This is a genomic window from Micromonospora sp. M42 (genome assembly GCF_000568915.1).
Classification (GTDB): domain Bacteria; phylum Actinomycetota; class Actinomycetes; order Mycobacteriales; family Micromonosporaceae; genus Micromonospora; species Micromonospora chalcea.
Genome location: NZ_KK037233.1, coordinates 3607430 through 3623823, shown reverse-complemented (window position 1 = coordinate 3623823; position 16394 = coordinate 3607430). Strand labels below are relative to the sequence as shown.

General features: G+C 72.1%; 15 protein-coding genes, 1 tRNA gene and 1 pseudogene. 15 read left to right on the top strand and 2 right to left on the bottom strand.

Annotated elements, in window-relative coordinates; translation table 11 throughout:
* Positions 1-16: 16 nt before the first annotated feature.
* Positions 17-1261 carry a hypothetical protein gene (locus MCBG_RS16410; protein WP_043326818.1) on the bottom strand — a complete coding sequence of 415 codons (1245 nt, stop codon included), beginning with the start codon at positions 1259-1261 and terminating at the stop codon, positions 17-19.
* An 81-nt stretch (positions 1262-1342) separates the two neighbouring features.
* On the opposite strand from MCBG_RS16410, the gene MCBG_RS16405 reads away from it, so the two are divergent.
* The 6 genes from MCBG_RS16405 to MCBG_RS16380 all read left to right on the top strand — a co-directional run bounded on the left by MCBG_RS16405 (position 1343) and on the right by MCBG_RS16380 (position 7235).
* Positions 1343-2248, top strand: a complete 906-nt coding sequence (locus tag MCBG_RS16405; protein WP_043330656.1) for a TatD family hydrolase — start codon at positions 1343-1345, stop codon at positions 2246-2248.
* Positions 2249-2327: 79 nt separating this feature from the next.
* Entirely contained in the window at positions 2328-3197 is an 870-nt protein-coding gene (rsmA, locus tag MCBG_RS16400; RefSeq protein WP_030501155.1) for a 16S rRNA (adenine(1518)-N(6)/adenine(1519)-N(6))-dimethyltransferase RsmA, read from the top strand.
* Between the two features lie 84 nt (positions 3198-3281).
* A complete protein-coding gene (locus tag MCBG_RS16395) occupies positions 3282-4235 on the top strand; it encodes a 4-(cytidine 5'-diphospho)-2-C-methyl-D-erythritol kinase (protein ID WP_043326815.1) in 954 nt (317 codons plus the stop codon).
* 63 nt (positions 4236-4298) lie between these two features.
* A complete protein-coding gene (locus MCBG_RS16390; protein ID WP_043326813.1) occupies positions 4299-6098 on the top strand; it encodes an ABC-F family ATP-binding cassette domain-containing protein in 1800 nt (599 codons plus the stop codon).
* Positions 6099-6195: 97 nt separating this feature from the next.
* Positions 6196-6651: a DUF4383 domain-containing protein gene (locus MCBG_RS16385; protein ID WP_043326811.1), complete on the top strand. Its 456-nt coding sequence runs from the start codon at positions 6196-6198 to the stop codon at positions 6649-6651.
* A 116-nt stretch (positions 6652-6767) separates the two neighbouring features.
* The gene (locus MCBG_RS16380) at positions 6768-7235 is read left to right on the top strand and encodes a DUF4383 domain-containing protein (RefSeq protein ID WP_043326810.1); all 468 of its coding nucleotides are present in this window, start codon (positions 6768-6770) and stop codon (positions 7233-7235) included.
* 24 nt (positions 7236-7259) lie between these two features.
* Here the strand turns inward: MCBG_RS16380 and MCBG_RS16375 are convergent, their stop codons facing one another.
* Positions 7260-7937 carry a TetR/AcrR family transcriptional regulator gene (locus MCBG_RS16375; RefSeq protein ID WP_174534858.1) on the bottom strand — a complete coding sequence of 226 codons (678 nt, stop codon included), beginning with the start codon at positions 7935-7937 and terminating at the stop codon, positions 7260-7262.
* A gap of 69 nt (positions 7938-8006) precedes the next feature.
* Here MCBG_RS16375 and MCBG_RS16370 point away from each other — a divergent pair, with 69 nt between their 5' ends.
* The 9 genes and pseudogenes from MCBG_RS16370 (at position 8007) to MCBG_RS16330 (ending at position 16334) form a co-directional block, all read left to right on the top strand.
* Positions 8007-8744 carry a helix-turn-helix domain-containing protein gene (locus MCBG_RS16370; RefSeq protein ID WP_051611235.1) on the top strand — a complete coding sequence of 246 codons (738 nt, stop codon included), beginning with the start codon at positions 8007-8009 and terminating at the stop codon, positions 8742-8744.
* Positions 8745-8791: 47 nt separating this feature from the next.
* A tRNA-Gln gene (locus tag MCBG_RS16365) sits at positions 8792-8862 on the top strand.
* Between the two features lie 33 nt (positions 8863-8895).
* A pseudogene (gene glmU / locus MCBG_RS16360) lies at positions 8896-10461 on the top strand (bifunctional UDP-N-acetylglucosamine diphosphorylase/glucosamine-1-phosphate N-acetyltransferase GlmU); the annotation flags it as partial.
* Between the two features lie 56 nt (positions 10462-10517).
* Entirely contained in the window at positions 10518-11498 is a 981-nt protein-coding gene (locus tag MCBG_RS16355; protein ID WP_030501163.1) for a ribose-phosphate diphosphokinase, read from the top strand.
* A gap of 284 nt (positions 11499-11782) precedes the next feature.
* Positions 11783-12478 (top strand): 50S ribosomal protein L25/general stress protein Ctc, encoded by a 696-nt coding sequence (locus MCBG_RS16350; RefSeq protein ID WP_013283957.1) that lies wholly within the window; start codon positions 11783-11785, stop codon positions 12476-12478.
* 100 nt (positions 12479-12578) lie between these two features.
* Positions 12579-13169: an aminoacyl-tRNA hydrolase gene (gene pth, locus MCBG_RS16345; protein WP_043326805.1), complete on the top strand. Its 591-nt coding sequence runs from the start codon at positions 12579-12581 to the stop codon at positions 13167-13169.
* 39 nt (positions 13170-13208) lie between these two features.
* A complete protein-coding gene (locus tag MCBG_RS16340) occupies positions 13209-14042 on the top strand; it encodes an inositol monophosphatase family protein (RefSeq protein WP_043326804.1) in 834 nt (277 codons plus the stop codon).
* Between the two features lie 79 nt (positions 14043-14121).
* Complete coding sequence (gene cysD / locus MCBG_RS16335; RefSeq protein ID WP_030501167.1) at positions 14122-15033, top strand: sulfate adenylyltransferase subunit CysD; 912 nt, start codon at positions 14122-14124, stop codon at positions 15031-15033.
* On the top strand, positions 15033-16334 hold the full coding sequence (locus MCBG_RS16330) for a sulfate adenylyltransferase subunit 1 (RefSeq protein WP_030501168.1): 1302 nt from the start codon (positions 15033-15035) through the stop codon (positions 16332-16334). Before cysD ends, MCBG_RS16330 begins: the two co-directional genes overlap by 1 nt.
* Positions 16335-16394: the final 60 nt, after the last annotated feature.

The following is a 16394-nucleotide window of genomic DNA, read 5'->3' as shown; positions in this document are numbered from 1 at the left end:
CCCGACCTGCCCCCGTCTATGCGTGCCGGGCCGGATAGGGCAGGTCCACCACCCGGTCGTCGGTCAGCTCGCCGCCCGGCGCCCAGACCTCGTACACGCCGCGTTCCAGACACTGCGCGCCGGTCGCGGCCACCGCGTCCGGATCCGGGCGGCGCAGCCGCAACCGCAGCCAGCCACCCTCCTCCCGCAGCACCAGGCACGGCGTCCCGCGCCAGGTCGCCGTGCGCAGCCGCCGGGCCGCCGTGTCCACCGGGTAGCGGGCCGCCCGGGTCATCGCCAGCACCCGGAACCCGCCCGGCTGGTCGGCCACCGCCTCGTACTCCGAACCCGCGTACGTGCCGACGAGCCGGGTCGAGCGCGGCGCCTCGCCGGTCGGCACGTACTCCTGATCGGCGGCCAGGCCGGGCACCGCGGCGAGCAGGTGCCGCCACTGCGGACCCGCCAGGCGCAGCCATCCCCGCTGCTCCGCCTGGTAGGTGTAGAGCACCACCTCCACCCCCTCGGCCGGATAGGCCAGCAGCGTGGCGTTCGCCGGCATCGGCAGGTCGGCGAACTCCCGGGTGACGAACTCCGGCACGAGCTGCGCGCTGCTCGGCACGAACCCGGTGCCCAGCACCGGCGGCCCGAGCCGGTCCCGGGGCGGCAACGCCATGAGCCCCCGGTGCGCCTCGCCCACCGGCACGTCGTAGTCGGCCGGGTCGGCGGCCCGCCAGCGCAGCGCGTACGCCACGTCACCGCCCTCGGAGTCGCCCCGCAGCACCGCCATCCCGGCCGGCGTCCGCAGGTGCGCCACGTCGTGCTCCCGGTAGCAGAAGCCGTGCGGCAGCCACCCCCGCACGTAGCCGGCGAGCTGCCGGGCGGAGAGCACCTTCACCATCCGGGTGCCCGGCCGGATCACCGCCGAGGCCCGCACCGCGGCCAACGTCGGGTCACCCGCCGCCCCCGGCTGCTGGCTGAGCCGGTGTACGTACGCCCAACCCCGGTCCCGGTGCACCGGCATCAGCAGCGGCGCGTCCGTCTCGTCGGCCGTCCCTGAGCCCCCGTGCACCGCGTCCACCTCGGTCGCGTGCACGAACCGGCGCCACGGATAGCCGCCCCCGGGCCGGGGACACCACTCGAACCCGGGCGCCTCGTCGGCGCTGAACAGCTCGTACGCCGCGCCCCGGGCGATCTCCTCGGCCGGGTGCACCCGGCCGGCGTACGTCACGCGCAACCCGGCCCGGTCGGAGGCGGGCCCACCGGCATGGTCGGTGACTGTCACTCCGGGACGCTAAGCCCGCCAGATGTGGGGCGTGTGAACGGCCGGTGGCGGTCCGGGAACGCCGCACCGGGCCGGTGTGTGATGCTGGCCGCGATGACCGAGCAGACCGAGACCCGCAAGCAGCGCGCCGCCCGCCGGGCCGGGGAGTTCCCGCCCGCACCCGAGCCGCTGCCCGTACCCGTGCCGGACAGCCACACCCACCTCGACATCACCGTCGGCGAGTTCGGCACACCGCCGGGCGGCGCCTCCGGCGACGACCCGGTGGCCGCCGCGATCGCCGTCGCCGCCCGGGCCGGTGTGGACCGGCTGGTCCAGGTCGGCGTGGACGTCGACTCGTCCCGGTGGGGCGCCGACGTCGCCGACCGGTACGCAGCGGTGCTCGCCACCGTCGCGCTGCACCCGAACGAGGCGCCCCAGCTGGCCGACCTGGACGAGGCGCTGCGCGAGATCGAGACGCTCGCCGGCCGGGACCGGGTCCGGGGCGTCGGCGAGACCGGGATGGACTTCTTCCGTACCGGCGAGGAGGGGCGGGCCGCGCAGGAGGAGAGCTTCCGGGCACACATCGCCATCGCGAAGCGGCACGGCAAGGCGCTGGTCATCCACGACCGGGACGCGCACGCCGACGTGCTGCGCGTCGTCGACGACGAGGGCGCCCCGGACACCGTGGTCATGCACTGCTTCTCCGGCGACGCCGACTTCGCCCGCGAGTGCGTCCGGCGCGGCTTCCTGCTCAGCTTCGCCGGCACCGTCACGTTCGGCAGCGCCGCCGCGCTGCGCGAGGCCGCCGCCGTCACCCCGCCCGAGCAGATGCTGGTGGAGACCGACGCGCCGTACCTGACCCCGATGCCGCACCGGGGACGGCCCAACGCCTCGTACCTGATCCCGCTGACCGTCCGCTTCCTCGCCGAGACCACCGGCGCCGACCTGGACACCCTCTGCGCCGCCATCTCCACCAACGGTGAGCGCGCGTTCGGCCCGTGGCGTTAAGAAGGGCCCCCTCCATATCGCGAGGCGTTAAGAAGGGGCCCTTCCTTCCCCTCGGGCGGGGGCGCTTACGCTACGGGGCGTGACCGGACTCCTCGGCCCGGCGGAGATCCGGGAACTCGCCGCGCGCCTCGGCGTCACGCCGACCAAGAAGCTCGGCCAGAACTTCGTGCACGACCCGAACACGGTGCGCCGCATCGTCACCACCGCCGGGCTGACCCCGGACGACGTGGCACTGGAGGTCGGCCCCGGCCTCGGCTCGCTCACGCTCGCCCTGCTCCCGGTCGCCGCGCACGTGCACGCCGTGGAACTCGACCCGGCGCTCGCCGCCGCGCTGCCGGAGACCGCCGCCCGCTTCGCCGGCGAGGCCGCCGGGCGGCTCACCGTCCACCCGGCCGACGCGCTGCGGGTCACCGCCGCCGACCTGGCCGACCCGGCGCCGACCGCGCTGGTGGCGAACCTGCCCTACAACGTCGCCGTGCCGGTCGTGCTGCACCTGCTCGCCGAGCTGCCCACACTGCGGCACGGCCTGGTGATGGTGCAGAAGGAGGTCGCCGACCGGCTCGTCGCCGGTCCCGGCTCCAAGGTGTACGGCATCCCGTCGGTCAAACTCGCCTGGTACGCCCGCTCCCGGGCCGCCGGCAAGGTCCCGCCGAACGTGTTCTGGCCGGTGCCGAACGTCGACTCCGGTCTGGTCGCGTTCACCAGGCGCGAACCGCCCCGGCCGGACGTACCCCGGAAGGCCGTCTTCGCCGTCGTCGACGCCGCGTTCGCGCAGCGCCGCAAGACGCTGCGCGCCGCCCTGGCCGGCTGGGCCGGCGGCGCGGACCGGGCCGCCGCGGCGCTCGCCGCGGCCGGCGTGGACCCGTCCGCACGCGGCGAATCGCTCACCGTGGAGCAGTTCGCCGCCATCGCCGCGTCGGCCCCCGACGGCTCCGCCGCCGAGCAGTAGGCTGGCGCCGTTGCCCGACCCCGCCGAGGAGCTGACCGTGCAGAAGCCGTTCGACATCCGCCCGCGTCCAGGGGAGCGCACCCGGTGACCGAGGCATGGCGACCGGAGGACGAGGACGGGCAGCGGCGCGGGGCCAGCGGCCCGGTCAAGGTGCGGGTGCCCGCCAAGGTCAACCTGCATCTCGGGGTGGGACCGCTGCGCCGTGACGGCTACCACGAGCTGAACACCGTCTACCACGCGATCTCCATCTACGACGAGCTGACCGCCCGGCGCGGCGACACCCTCACCCTCACCATGGAGGGCGAGGGCGCCGGGGAGCTGGCGCTGGACGACACCAACCTGGCGCTGCGCGCCGCGCACGCGCTCGCCGGCTACGCGGGCGTCGCCCCGCACGCCCGGCTGCACCTGCGCAAGCAGATCCCGCTCGCCGGCGGGCTCGCCGGCGGCAGCGCCGACGCCGCCGCCGCGCTCGTCGCCTGCGACACGCTCTGGGGCACCGGGCTGTCCCGCGACGAACTGGCCGGCATCGCCGCCGACCTCGGCTCCGACGTGCCGTTCCTCATCCACGGCGGCACCGCGCTCGGCACCGGCCGCGGCGAGACGGTCAGCCCGGTGCTCGCCCGCCCCACCTCCTGGCACTGGGTGGTGGCGATCGCCGACGGCGGCCTGTCCACCCCGGCCGCCTACCGGGAACTGGACCGGCTACGCGACGCCGGGGCCGCCGGGACGCCGCTGGGCAGCACCGACGCGCTGCTCGCCGCGCTGCGCCAACGCGACCCGCGGGTCCTCGCCGCCACGCTCGGCAACGACCTCCAGGCCGCCGCGCTGACCATGCGCCCGTCGCTGGCCGAGACGCTCAAGGCCGGCGAGGCCGCCGGCGCGCTCGCCGGCATCGTCTCCGGCTCCGGACCCACCTGCGTCTTCCTCGCCGCCGGCGAGTCCGACGCGGGGCGGATCGCCGCCGAGCTGACCGCCGCCGGGGTGTGCCGGGAGGCCCGCGTCGCGCACGGACCGGTCGCCGGCGCCCGCGTGGTCTGACGCCCCGTACCCTTGACTCAGGCGTCCCGGGCCCCGGGACGCCTGAGTCGTGAAAGGTGGGGAATGGCCAACATCGTCAACCTGGACCGGGTGTCCAAGGGGTACGGCGCCGCCGGGCCGCTGCTCACCGACGTCTCGCTCGGCCTCGACGACGCCGACCGGGTCGGCGTGGTGGGCCTCAACGGCGCCGGCAAGTCGACGCTGCTGCGGCTGCTCACCCGCACCGAGGAACCCGACGACGGCCGCGTCACCCACCGCCGCGACCTGCGCGTCGCCTGGCTGCCGCAGCGCCTGGACCTGGCCCCCGACCTCACCGTGCGGGACGTCGTGCTCGGCACCGCCTGGCTCGGCGAGAGCATGGGCGCCGAGCACGAGTGGGCCGGCGACGCGGGCGTGCGCGCCATCCTCGACGGCCTCGGCATGCCCCACCTCGGCCTGGACACGCCGGTCGGCCCGATGTCCGGCGGGGAACGCCGCCGGGTCGCGCTCGCCGCGCTGCTGGTCCGCGACGCCGACCTGCTCGTCCTCGACGAGCCCACCAACCACCTCGACGTCGGTGGCGTCGACTGGCTGGCCCGCCACCTCGTCACCCGCAAGGGCGCGCTCGTCGTGGTCACCCACGACCGCTGGTTCCTCGACGCCGTCTGCACCACCACCTGGGAGGTCGCCGACCAGACCGTCCGGGCGTACGAGGGCGGCTTCGCCGCGTGGACGCTGGCCCGCGTCGAACGGCAGCGCGTGGCCGCCGCCACCGAGGCCCGCCGGCAGAACCTGCTCCGCAAGGAGATCGCCTGGCTGCGCCGCGGTGCCCCGGCGCGCACCTCGAAGCCCAAGTTCCGCATCGACGCGGCGAACGCGCTCATCGCCGACGTCCCGGAACCCCGCGACACCATGTCGCTGCAACGGCTCGCCACCGCCCGGCTCGGCAAGCAGGTGTACGACCTCGAACACGTGCGGCTGCACGCCGGCCCGAAGGAGATCCTGCACGACACCACCTGGCAGGTCGGGCCCGGCGACCGGGTCGCGATCCTCGGCCGCAACGGCGCCGGCAAGACCACCCTGCTGCGGATGCTCGCCGGGGTGACCGGCCCCGACGGCGGGCGCTTCGCCGCCGGGCAGACCGTCCGGCCCGCGTTCCTCTCCCAGGAACTCGCCGAACTCCCCGGCCACCTGCGCGTGCTGGAAGCCGTCGAAGAGGTGGCCCGGCGCGTGCAGTTCGGCGACCGGGAGATCAGCGCCGCCCAGCTCGCCGAGATCTTCGGCTTCGACGACCGGCGGCTCTGGACCCCGGTGAGCGACCTGTCCGGCGGGGAACGTCGCCGCCTGCAGATGCTGCGGCTGCTCGCCGGGGAACCCAACGTGCTCCTGCTCGACGAGCCCACCAACGACCTGGACACCGACACGCTCGCCGCGCTGGAGGACCTGCTCGACTCCTGGCCCGGCACGATCGTGGTGGCCAGCCACGACCGCTACCTGATCGAGCGGGTCACCGACGTCGCGTACGGCATGTTCGGCGACGGCCGGCTGATGCACCTGCCCGGCGGCGTCGACGAGTACCTGGCGCGCGCCGCCGCGGCCGGCGGCCCGGCGCCCGCCGACCTCACCCCGGCCACCGCGGCGCCGGAACGCGAGGGCATGTCCGCCGCCGAGGTACGCACCGCGAAGAAGGAACTCAACCGGCTGGAACGGCAGATCGCCAAGCTGGAACAGAAGGAGGCGGCCCTGCACGAGCAGCTCGCCGCGAACGCCACCGACTACGCCCGGGTCGCCGAGCTGGACGCACAGCTCAAGGAGGTACGGGCCGAGCGGGACCGCACCGAGGAGACCTGGCTGGCCCTGGCCGAGGAGCTGCCGGGCGGCTGACCTGCCGCCGGGGTGGGGGGTGTGCGGCGTCACTGACCGGCGTACGGGACAATCACCGGTGGAACCCTCGTCCGAACGGTCTTTTGGAGACGCAGAGATGGCCCACACCCCCGTCAACCACCCCGCGCGGCCGATCTACCGGGCGATCGGCGGGATCGTTGGTCTGTACTTCGTCGTCTTCGGCGGCCTCGGCGTCATCGCCAGCGCCGGTGGCGATTTCTTCGCCCAGGACGACACCAAGGTTCTCGGCCAGGGCACCAACATGGCGTTCTCGCTGGTGTCGGTGCTCGTCGGCGTCGTGATCCTGGTCGGCACCGCGATCGGCCGCAACCTCGACGTGGCGATCAACCAGTGGCTGGCCTACACCCTGATGGTGATCGGCCTGGGCTCGCTGGCGTTCCTGCAGACCGACGTCAACATCTTCAACTTCTCGATCATGACCGACGTCGTGGTCCTGACCCTGGCGCTGGTGCTCCTGATGGCCGGCATGTACAGCAAGGTCGGCTCCGACGAGGAGCACGAGGCATGGCAGAAGGCCCGCCTGGTGCTCTGATCCCTCCTCGTACGAAGGCCCGGCGCGCCGCGCGCCGGGCCTTCGGTGTTTTCCGGACGCGAACGGACAACCCAGGCGACAATTGCCCCGAATCAGTCGCACGACTGGAGGGCACCATGGCGCACTTCCCGGTGAACCACCCCGCGCGGCCCCTCTACCGGGTGCTGTCCGGGCTCATCGGCCTCTACATCCTCGTCTTCGGCGTCTACGGCGTCTTCCTGACCTGGGGCGAAGGGCTGTTCGGCCGGGGCAGCAACTGGGCGCTGGGCCTGCGCACCAACCTGGCCTTCTCGCTGGTCTCGGTCGTCTTCGGCGCGGTCCTGCTGGTCGGCGCGTCCCGCCGCACCAATCTCGGCCACTACATGAACCTCACCGCCGGCGTGGTCTTCCTGGTCACCGGCATCCTGATGATGTCGGTGCTGCAGACCTCGGCGAACTTCCTCAACTTCTCGATGTCCACGGTCATCGTGTCGCTGCTGTTCGGGCTGATCCTGCTCGCCACCGGCCTGTACGACAAGGTCGGCACCGCCGAGCACGCCGAGGAGGAACGGCAGCGCCGCTACCACCCGATCGGCGAGCGCTGACGCGGCTGTTGCGCTGACGCGGCGTCAGCCCCGGGGGATCGGCCCGGGCTTCGACTCCAGGTGCGACAACCCGTTCCAGGCCAGGTTCACCAGGTGCGCCGCCACCGTCTCCTTGCGCGGCTTGCGCACCTCCAGCCACCAGCGCCCGGTCAACGCCACCATGCCCACGAGAGCCTGGGAGTAGAGCTCGGCGAGCTTCGGGTCGTACCCCCGGATGGAGAACTCGCCCGCCAGGATGTGCTCCACCTGGTGCGCCACGTCGTTCATCACGCTGCTGAAATTGCCGGTCGCCGACATCAGCGGCGACTCCCGGACCAGCACCCGGAACCCGCTGGTCTCCTCCTCGATGTAGGTCAGCAGCGTCAACGCGGCCTGCTCCAGCAGCTCCCGCGGATTGCCCGCGGTCAGCGCCGTGGTGATCCGGTCCAGCAGGGCCCGGACCTCCCGGTCCACCACCACCGCGTAGAGCCCTTCCTTGCCGCCGAAGTGCTCGTAGACCACCGGCTTGGACACCTTGGCGCGCGCCGCCACCTCCTCGATGGAGGTCGCGTCGAAGCCGCGCTCGGCGAAGATCTGCCGGGCGATCGAGATCAACTGCTCGCGCCGCTGCGTCGCGGACATCCGCACCCGGGACGGCTTCGCCGCCGGCGCGGGCCGCCGCCGGGCGCGGTCACTGCCGGGAACGTCGGTCACCCGCCCCATCCTGCCAGGCGAGGCGTACGCGGTCCGACCGGACGCCTCGTTGTCGTACGTACGTTCTACCCTCCGAGGGTGGCTCTCGGTGATCATTCGAACGCGCACGGCTCGTACCGTGGTCGAAAGCCGGAACTGCACGCCCAGGCGCTGGCTCTGCGGCGCGCCGGTTGTCCCGTCGGGGAGATCGCCGCGCGGCTCGACGTCTCCAAGTCGACGGCTTATCTCTGGACTCGGCACCTGCCGCTCGACCCGGCGTTGGTGCGGCGGCGTCGTCAGGCCGCGCAGCGGGCCCGATCTGATGCGCAGTGGGGCGCGCACCGGGCGGCACGCGACGCGGCCAGGGCGGAGACGGTCGCCGCGTCCGCCGAGTGGGTGCGAGGGCTGGGCTTGCGCGAACTGCTGCTGATCGGGGCGGCCATCTACTGGTGCGAAGGCGGCAAGGCCAAGCCGTGGCGCCCGCACGACTGCAGGATCAAGTTCGTCAACAGCGATCCGATGCTCGTGGCCCTGTTCCTGCGCTTCCTGGATGCCGTCGAGGTGCCGCCGGAGGATCGACGCTTCCGGGTCAGCATCCATGAGACGGCTGACGACGCGGCGGCGGTCCGGTGGTGGGCGGCGCGGGTGGGTGTGCCCGCTGATCGCTTTCAGGCCACCACCATCAAGAGGCATCGTCCACAGACGACACGGAAGAACGTCGGAACCGACTATCACGGCTGCCTGACCATCCATGTGGTGGGCGGGAGCCGGCTCTACTGGAGGATCGAGGGGATCATGAAAGGAATGAGCAATGAAGATCCACCACGTGACCGGTAAGGTGTAGGCAGCCGGCGGGCAGCTTGCCTTTTGCCCGTTTTCGACCATCCCGGGTCGTCTAATGGCAGGACGTCAGGTTTTGGTCCTGATTATAGGGGTTCGAATCCTCTCCCGGGAGCTTCTGCTGTTTGCCCTCCCGCGGGTGGTTAGCATGACCGCGAGACTGTCGCCGTCCCGACGGGAGAGCCACGTCGTGTCCCAGCCCCACCTCCGCACCGTTGTCGTGCTCGCCGCCGGTGAGGGCAAGCGGATGAAGTCGTCCCTGCCCAAGGTGCTGCACCCACTGCTCGGCCGTACCCTGCTCGGTCACGTCCTCGCCGCGGCCGGGCCGCTGCGCGCGGACCGCACCGTGGTGGTGGTCGGCCACGGCGCCGACCAGGTCCGGGCGCACCTGACCGACGTGGCCCCGGCGGCGACGCCGGTGCTCCAGGAGCGCCAGCTCGGCACCGGGCACGCCGTCCGCATCGCGCTGGACGCGGTGCCGGACGCGACCGGCACCGTCGTGGTGATCAACGGGGATGTGCCGCTGCTGCGGCCGGAGACGGTTCGGGCGCTCGTCGAGGCGCACGAGGAAGCCGCCGCGGCGGCGACGGTGCTGGCGGCCGAGGTGCCGGACCCGACCGGCCTGGGCCGGATCGTGCGGGACGTGCAGGGGCACCTGGAGCAGATCGTGGAGGAGCGGGACGCCTCGCCCCAGCAGCGCGCGCTGCGGGAGATCAACGCGGGCATCTACGCGTTCGACGCGGCCCGCCTGCGGGAGGCGCTGGGCAAGCTCTCCACCGACAACGACCAGGGCGAGGAGTACCTGACCGACGTCTTCGCGCTGCTGCGCGACGCCGGGGAGCCGGTGGCGGTGCACTGCGCCGCCGACTACGTGGAGACGCTCGGCTGCAACGACCGGGTGGAGCTGTCCGCGCTGCGGCGGCTGCTGCGGGACCGGGTGAACGAGGGCTGGATGCGTACCGGGGTCAGCATCCTCGACCCGCACACGACGTGGATCGACGTGACGGTGACCGTGGAACGGGACGCGGTGATCGACCAGAACACGCAGCTCCAGGGCGCCACCGTGGTCGGCGCGGGCGCGCTCGTCGGCCCGGACACCACGCTCGTGGACACGGTGGTGGGCGCGGGCGCGAGCGTGGTGCGCTCCCACGCGCTCGGCGCCGAGGTGGGGCCGGAGGCCAGCGTGGGGCCGTACGCGTACCTGCGGCCGGAGTCGCGGCTGGGCCGCAAGGCGAAGGTCGGCACGTTCGTGGAGACCAAGAAGACGTCGATCGGTGAGGGCTCGAAGGTGCCGCACCTGTCGTACGTGGGGGACGCGACGATCGGCGACCACAGCAACATCGGCGCGGCCACCGTCTTCGTCAACTACGACGGGGTACGCAAGCACCACACCACCATCGGCAGCCATGCGCGTACCGGAGCGGACAACATGTTCGTGGCGCCGGTGCGGGTCGGCGACGGCGCGTACACGGCTGCGGGTTCGGTGATCACCGGGGACGTGCCGCCGGGCGCGATGGCGGTGGCGCGGGGCCAGCAGCGCAACGTGGAGGGCTGGGTGCTGCGCAAGCGGGCCGGCACGGAGGCCGCGGAGGCGGCGCGGCGGGCCGGTGAGGATGCGCCGGAGTCGGGCGCAGCCGCAAGGGAAGGTGACTGACTCCACGGGGATCGGCGGGCCGTGGGTGGATCGCTGAACCGGGGGCATACTGCAACCGAACACTCCCCGGCCTCACCGCCGCCGGGCACCACCGACATACGGGAGCAGACGGGCCCATGGGCAGCATCGTCGCCGAAAACCGCAAGAGCCTGATGCTCTTCTCCGGGAGGGGTTTTCCGGAGCTGGCCAAGGAGATCGGTGAGGTGCTCGGCGTCGCGCCGACGCCGGCCGACGCGTACGACTTCGCCAACGGCGAGATCTTCGTCCGGTACAAGGACTCGGTTCGTGGTTCGGACGCCTTCGTGGTGCAGTCCGTGACGCACGGCGTGAACACCTGGGTCATGGAGACCCTGATCATGGTCGACGCGCTGAAGCGCGGTTCGGCCAAGCGGATCACCGTGGTGCTGCCGTTCTACCCGTACGCGCGGCAGGACAAGAAGCACCGCGGCCGGGAGCCGATCTCGGCGCGGCTGATCGCCGACCTGCTCAAGACGGCGGGCGCGAACCGCATCCTGACCGTCGACCTGCACACCGCGCAGATCCAGGGCTTCTTCGACGGCCCGGTGGACCACCTGTTCGCCATGGACGTGCTGGCCGAGTACGTGGAGCACAAGTACGCGGGCCGCCCGATGACTGTGGTGGCGCCGGACTCGGGCCGGGTACGTGTGGCGGAGCGCTGGACCGACCGGCTGGGCGGCTGCCCGCTGGCGTTCATCCACAAGACCCGCGATCCGCTCAAGCCGAACCAGGTCGTGGCGAACCGGGTGGTCGGTGAGGTCGAGGGCCGGGTGTGCCTGATCGTGGACGACATGATCGACACCGGCGGCACGATCACCAAGGCGGCGGACATCCTCAAGGAGCAGGGCGCGGCGGAGATCGTGGTCGCCTCGACCCACGCGCTGCTGTCCGACCCGGCGACGGAGCGGCTGAAGAACAGCCCGATCAGCGAGGTCGTGGTGACGAACACGCTGCCGCTGCCGTCGGAGAAGCAGTTGGACAAGCTGACCGTGCTGTCGATCGCCCCGCTGCTGGCGCGGGCGATCCGGGAGGTCTTCGACGACGGTTCGGTGACCACCCTGTTCGGTGGCCTGAGCTGAGGAGTGCCGGTCCGGTCGCCGGTGTTCCGGCGGCCGGGCCGATGCCCTGCGGAACCGGCGGCGCGGTGATATGGGGGACTGCCGGAGAGCCGGGAATTCCCTCGGGTAGACTGGTGCGGTTGCCACGGCGAGGGTGCCCGGCGGGCTGCTGACAAGCACCGCACGGAGGCGCCGTCATCGACGCGGTGCTCCGGGCGGTCGTTCATGACCCTAGCCCCAGCGAGCCCCTCGCCCCAGCACCGCCAGACGACAAGCCGCCGCAGCGAAGCATCAGGAGTTTCCCCGTGTCCGAGGTAAAGATCAGCGCCGAGCCCCGTACCGAGTTCGGCAAGGGTGGTGCCCGTCGTACCCGCCGGGCCGGCAAGGTGCCCGCCGTGCTGTACGGCCACGGCGAGAAGCCCAAGCACATCGCGCTTCCGGCGCGGGAGTTCGCCGCCGCGATCCGTAAGGGCGGCGCGAACCAGCTCTTCGCGATCGAGGTCAGCGACGGCACCCAGGTGCTGGCGCTGCCGAAGGCGATCCAGCGTGACCCGATCAAGGACACCTTCGAGCACGTGGACCTGCTGCTGGTCCGCCGGGGCGAGAAGGTCACCGTCGAGGTCCCGGTCCAGCTGACCGGTGAGGCCGCCAAGGACACGCTGATCGTGCACGACCACGACACGCTGTCGGTGACCGCCGACGCGACCAAGGTGCCGGACCACCTGGAGGCGTCGATCGAGGGCGCCGAGCCGGGCACCACGATCACCGCCGCCGACGTCGAGCTGCCGGCCGGCGTCGAGCTGGCCACCGACGAGGAGACCGCTGTCGCCTCGGTGACCGCCGCTCCGACCGCCGAGCAGCTCGAGGCCACCCTCCCCGAGGTCGAGGAGGCCACCGAGGAGGCCGAGGCCGAGGTCGGCGAGGAGACCGCCGAGGGTGCCGAGGGCGCTCCGGCCGCCGAGGGCGAGGAGGCCCCGGCCGAGGCGAAGACCGAGGCCTGACCGGTCCGCAAGGCTGTGCGACAGGCGTCCCCGGTTCCCGGGGGCGCCTGTCGGCGTATCGGGACGGCTGGTCGGGGAAGCGAGCGGGAAGGGGCGTCGGGTGACGGACGAGGCGGGGCCGTGGCTGGTGGTCGGCCTGGGCAACCCCGGCCGGGAGTACGCGGGCAACAGGCACAACGTCGGGTTCATGGTGGCCGACCTGCTGGCGGCCCGGGTGGGCGCGAAGTTCGGGCGGCACAAGCGCGCGATGGCCGAGGCCGCGGAGGGGCGGCTGGGGTTCGGCGGGCCGAAGCTGGTGCTGCTCAAGCCGTTGACGTACATGAACCTCTCCGGCGGCCCGGTGGCCGGGTTGGCGCAGTTCCACAAGATCCCGCCGGCGCACGTGATCGCGGTGCACGACGAGCTGGACATCCCGTACGGGCAGGTGCGGGTGAAGTGCGGCGGCGGCGAGGGCGGCCACAACGGTCTGCGTTCGATGTCGAAGTCGCTCGGCACGAAGGACTACGTGCGGGTGCGGTTCGGCATCGGCCGGCCGCCGGGCCGGCAGGACCCGGCTGACTACGTACTCTCGGATTTCTCCCCGTCGGAGCGCAAGGAGCTGGAGTTCCTGGTGGACCGCGCGGCGGACGTGGTGGAGTCGGTGGTTCTCAAGGGCGTGGAGCCGACGCAGAACCTGTACCACGGGGGCTGAGCAGTGGCCGGGGACCGAAGGGCGGGCGACGGGAGCATCATGGGCAGTCCTCCGATGATCGACGGCGGCTTCGCCCGGTGGCTGGCGTCGCGGGCCGGTCAGGCGCTGACGGCGTTGCGGACGGAGATGGGGTTCGCCGACGCGGGCGCGCTCCGGTCGGCCGGGGACAAGGTCTCGCACGATCTGATCCGCACCGAGCTGGCGAAGTGGCGGCCGGCGGACGCGGTGCTGTCGGAGGAGGACGAGGGTTCGCGGCTGGCCTGGACGGCGGAGGTGACGGACGCGGCGTTGTCGCGCCTGAACGCCGACCGGGTCTGGATCGTCGATCCGCTGGACGGCACCCGGGAGTACGCGGAGGAGGGGCGCTCGGACTGGGCGGTGCACGTGGCGCTCTGGTCGCGTCACGCGTCGACGCCGCACGGTCTGGTCGCGGGCGCGGTGGGCCTGCCGGCCCAGCACCGGGTGCTCGGCACGGACCATCCGCCGGCGTATCCGCCGATGACAGTGGAGGCGGCCGTGGGCGGCGGCCGGCGGGTCATCCGGTTGGCGGCCAGTCGTAGCCGTCCGCCGGTTTTCCTGACCGATCTGGCAGAGGACGTCGGCGCTCATCTGGTCCCGATGGGCTCGGCGGGCGCGAAGATCGCCGCCGTGGTCACCGGTGAGGTCGACGCGTACATCCACGCGGGCGGTCAGTACGAGTGGGATTCGGCCGCTCCGGTCGCTGTGGCGACGGCCACCGGTCTGCATGCTTCCCGGATCGACGGTTCTGCGCTGAAATACAACGGGGCCGACCCGCGTCTACCGGATCTGCTGGTCTGCCGCAAGGATCTCGCGAGTCGGTTGCTTGCAGCGTTGCAGCGGCATTCCGGGTAACCTGAGCGTTCTTCTTCACGAGTCCGACCTGAAAGGTCTGGAATCCGATGTACGGATCCGTGCGAATCGAGTTCGTGTCATGACGTCCCCCGCCGCGTACCAGGTGTCGCACCTCGACGCCCTTGAGGCGGAGAGCATCTTCGTGATGCGCGAGGTGGTCGCCGAGATGGAGCGGCCGGTGCTGCTCTTCTCCGGCGGCAAGGACTCGATCGTGATGCTCCGGTTGGCCCAGAAGGCGTTCGCGCCGGCCAACATCCCCTTCCCGGTGATGCACGTGGACACCGGGCACAACTTCCCCGAGGTGCTCGACTACCGCGACCAGCGGGTGGCCGAGCTGGGCCTGCAGTTGATCGTGGCGAGCGTGCCGGAGGCGCTGAACAAGGGCCTGGTCCGCGAGTCCGCCGACGGCATGCGCAACCGGATCCAGACGCCGGTGCTGCTGGAGGCGGTGGAGAAGCACCGCTTCGACGCGCTGTTCGGCGGCGCCCGGCGCGACGAGGAGAAGGCGCGGGCCAAGGAGCGGGTGTTCAGCTTCCGCGACGAGTTCGGCCAGTGGGACCCGAAGAACCAGCGTCCGGAGCTGTGGGCGCTGTACAACGGCCGGCACCACCCGGGCGAGTCGATCCGGGTGTTCCCGCTGTCGAACTGGACCGAGCTGGACGTGTGGCACTACATCGCGCGGGAGCGGATTCCGCTGCCGTCGATCTACTACGCGCACGAGCGCGAGGTGATCGAGCGCGACGGCATGCTCTACGCGGTGAACGAGTTCTTCCGGGCCCGCGCCGGTGAGCAGCCGTTCAAGGCCCAGGTGCGGTACCGGACCGTGGGTGACGCCTCCTGCACCGCGGCGGTCCGCTCGGACGCCGACACGGTGGAGAAGGTGATCGAGGAGGTGGCCGCCACGCGGATCACCGAGCGCGGCGCGACCCGTGGTGACGACCGGGTCAGCGAGGCCGCCATGGAGGACCGCAAGCGAGAGGGCTACTTCTGATGAGCGTCGAGACCTTGGCGCCGGCCGAGAGCGACACCGCGCGGCCGATGGACCTGCTGCGGTTCGCCACCGCGGGCAGCGTCGACGACGGCAAGTCGACGCTCATCGGCCGTCTGCTCTACGACACCAAGTCGCTGTTCACCGACCAGCTCGCCGCCGTCGAGGCGGTCAGCGCGGCGCGTGGCGACGAGTACACCAACCTGGCGCTGCTCACCGACGGCCTGCGCGCCGAGCGGGAGCAGGGCATCACCATCGACGTGGCGTACCGCTACTTCGCCACGCCGCGGCGCAAGTTCATCATCGCCGACACCCCCGGGCACATCCAGTACACCCGGAACATGGTCACCGGCGCCTCCACCGCCGACCTGGCGCTGATCCTGGTGGACGCGCGTAAGGGCCTGGTGGAGCAGTCCCGCCGGCACGCGTTCCTCTGCTCGCTGCTGCGGGTGCCGCACCTGGTTCTCTGTGTGAACAAGATGGACCTGGTCGACTGGTCGCAGGAGGTCTACGAGCGGATCGCCGACGAGTTCACCGCGTTCGCGGCGAAGCTCGACGTGCCGGACCTGACTGTGGTGCCGGTCTCCGCGCTCAAGGGCGACAACATCGTCACCCGCTCGGAGAACATGCCGTGGTACGAGGGTCCGTCGCTGCTGCACCACCTGGAGCGGGTGCACATCGCCTCCGACCGCAACCTGGTCGACGTGCGGTTCCCGGTGCAGTACGTGATCCGGCCGCAGTCCACCACCGTCACCGACTACCGGGGCTACGCCGGGCAGGTGGCCTCCGGTGTGCTCAAGCCGGGCGACGAGATCATGGTGCTGCCGTCCGGCTTCACCAGCCGGATCGCGGCGGTGGAGACCGCCGACGGCCCGGTGGACGAGGCGTTCCCGCCGATGTCGGTGACGGTCCGGCTGACCGACGAGCTGGACATCTCCCGCGGCGACATGATCTGCCGGCCGAACAACGCCCCGATGGCCGTGCAGGACATCGAGGCGATGGTCTGCTGGATGGACGAGACCCGCCCGTTGCAGGTCGGCGGCAGGTACGCGATCAAGCACACCACCCGCTCGGCGCGGGCGATCGTGCGTGGCCTGCACTACCGGCTGGACATCAACTCGCTGCACCGGGACGAGACGGTGGGCGAGTTGAAGCTCAACGAGATCGGCCGGGTCCGGCTGCGCACCACGGTGCCGCTGCTGGCCGACGAGTACCGCCGCAACCGCACCACCGGCGGCTTCGTGATCATCGACGAGGCCACCAACCGTACGGTCGGCGCCGGCATGATCGTCGAGGCCGGCTGACCCCTGCTTCGTAAGGAAGGGCCCCTTGTTAACAGCGCGCTGTTAACAAGGGGCCCTTCC

Excerpts from the sequence above, each read along its gene's own strand:
- MCBG_RS16405 (WP_043330656.1), top strand. The coding sequence starts at position 1,343 with ATGCTGGCCGCGATGACCGAGCAGACCGAGACCCGCAAGCAGCGCGCC.
- MCBG_RS16390 (WP_043326813.1), top strand. The coding sequence starts at position 4,299 with ATGGCCAACATCGTCAACCTGGACCGGGTGTCCAAGGGGTACGGCGCC.
- MCBG_RS16385 (WP_043326811.1), top strand. The coding sequence starts at position 6,196 with ATGGCCCACACCCCCGTCAACCACCCCGCGCGGCCGATCTACCGGGCG.
- MCBG_RS16380 (WP_043326810.1), top strand. The coding sequence starts at position 6,768 with ATGGCGCACTTCCCGGTGAACCACCCCGCGCGGCCCCTCTACCGGGTG.
- MCBG_RS16375 (WP_174534858.1), bottom strand. The coding sequence starts at position 7,937 with ATGGGGCGGGTGACCGACGTTCCCGGCAGTGACCGCGCCCGGCGGCGG.
- MCBG_RS16355 (WP_030501163.1), top strand. The coding sequence starts at position 10,518 with ATGGGCAGCATCGTCGCCGAAAACCGCAAGAGCCTGATGCTCTTCTCC.
- MCBG_RS16340 (WP_043326804.1), top strand. The coding sequence starts at position 13,209 with ATGGGCAGTCCTCCGATGATCGACGGCGGCTTCGCCCGGTGGCTGGCG.
- cysD (WP_030501167.1), top strand. The coding sequence starts at position 14,122 with ATGACGTCCCCCGCCGCGTACCAGGTGTCGCACCTCGACGCCCTTGAG.
- MCBG_RS16330 (WP_030501168.1), top strand. The coding sequence starts at position 15,033 with ATGAGCGTCGAGACCTTGGCGCCGGCCGAGAGCGACACCGCGCGGCCG.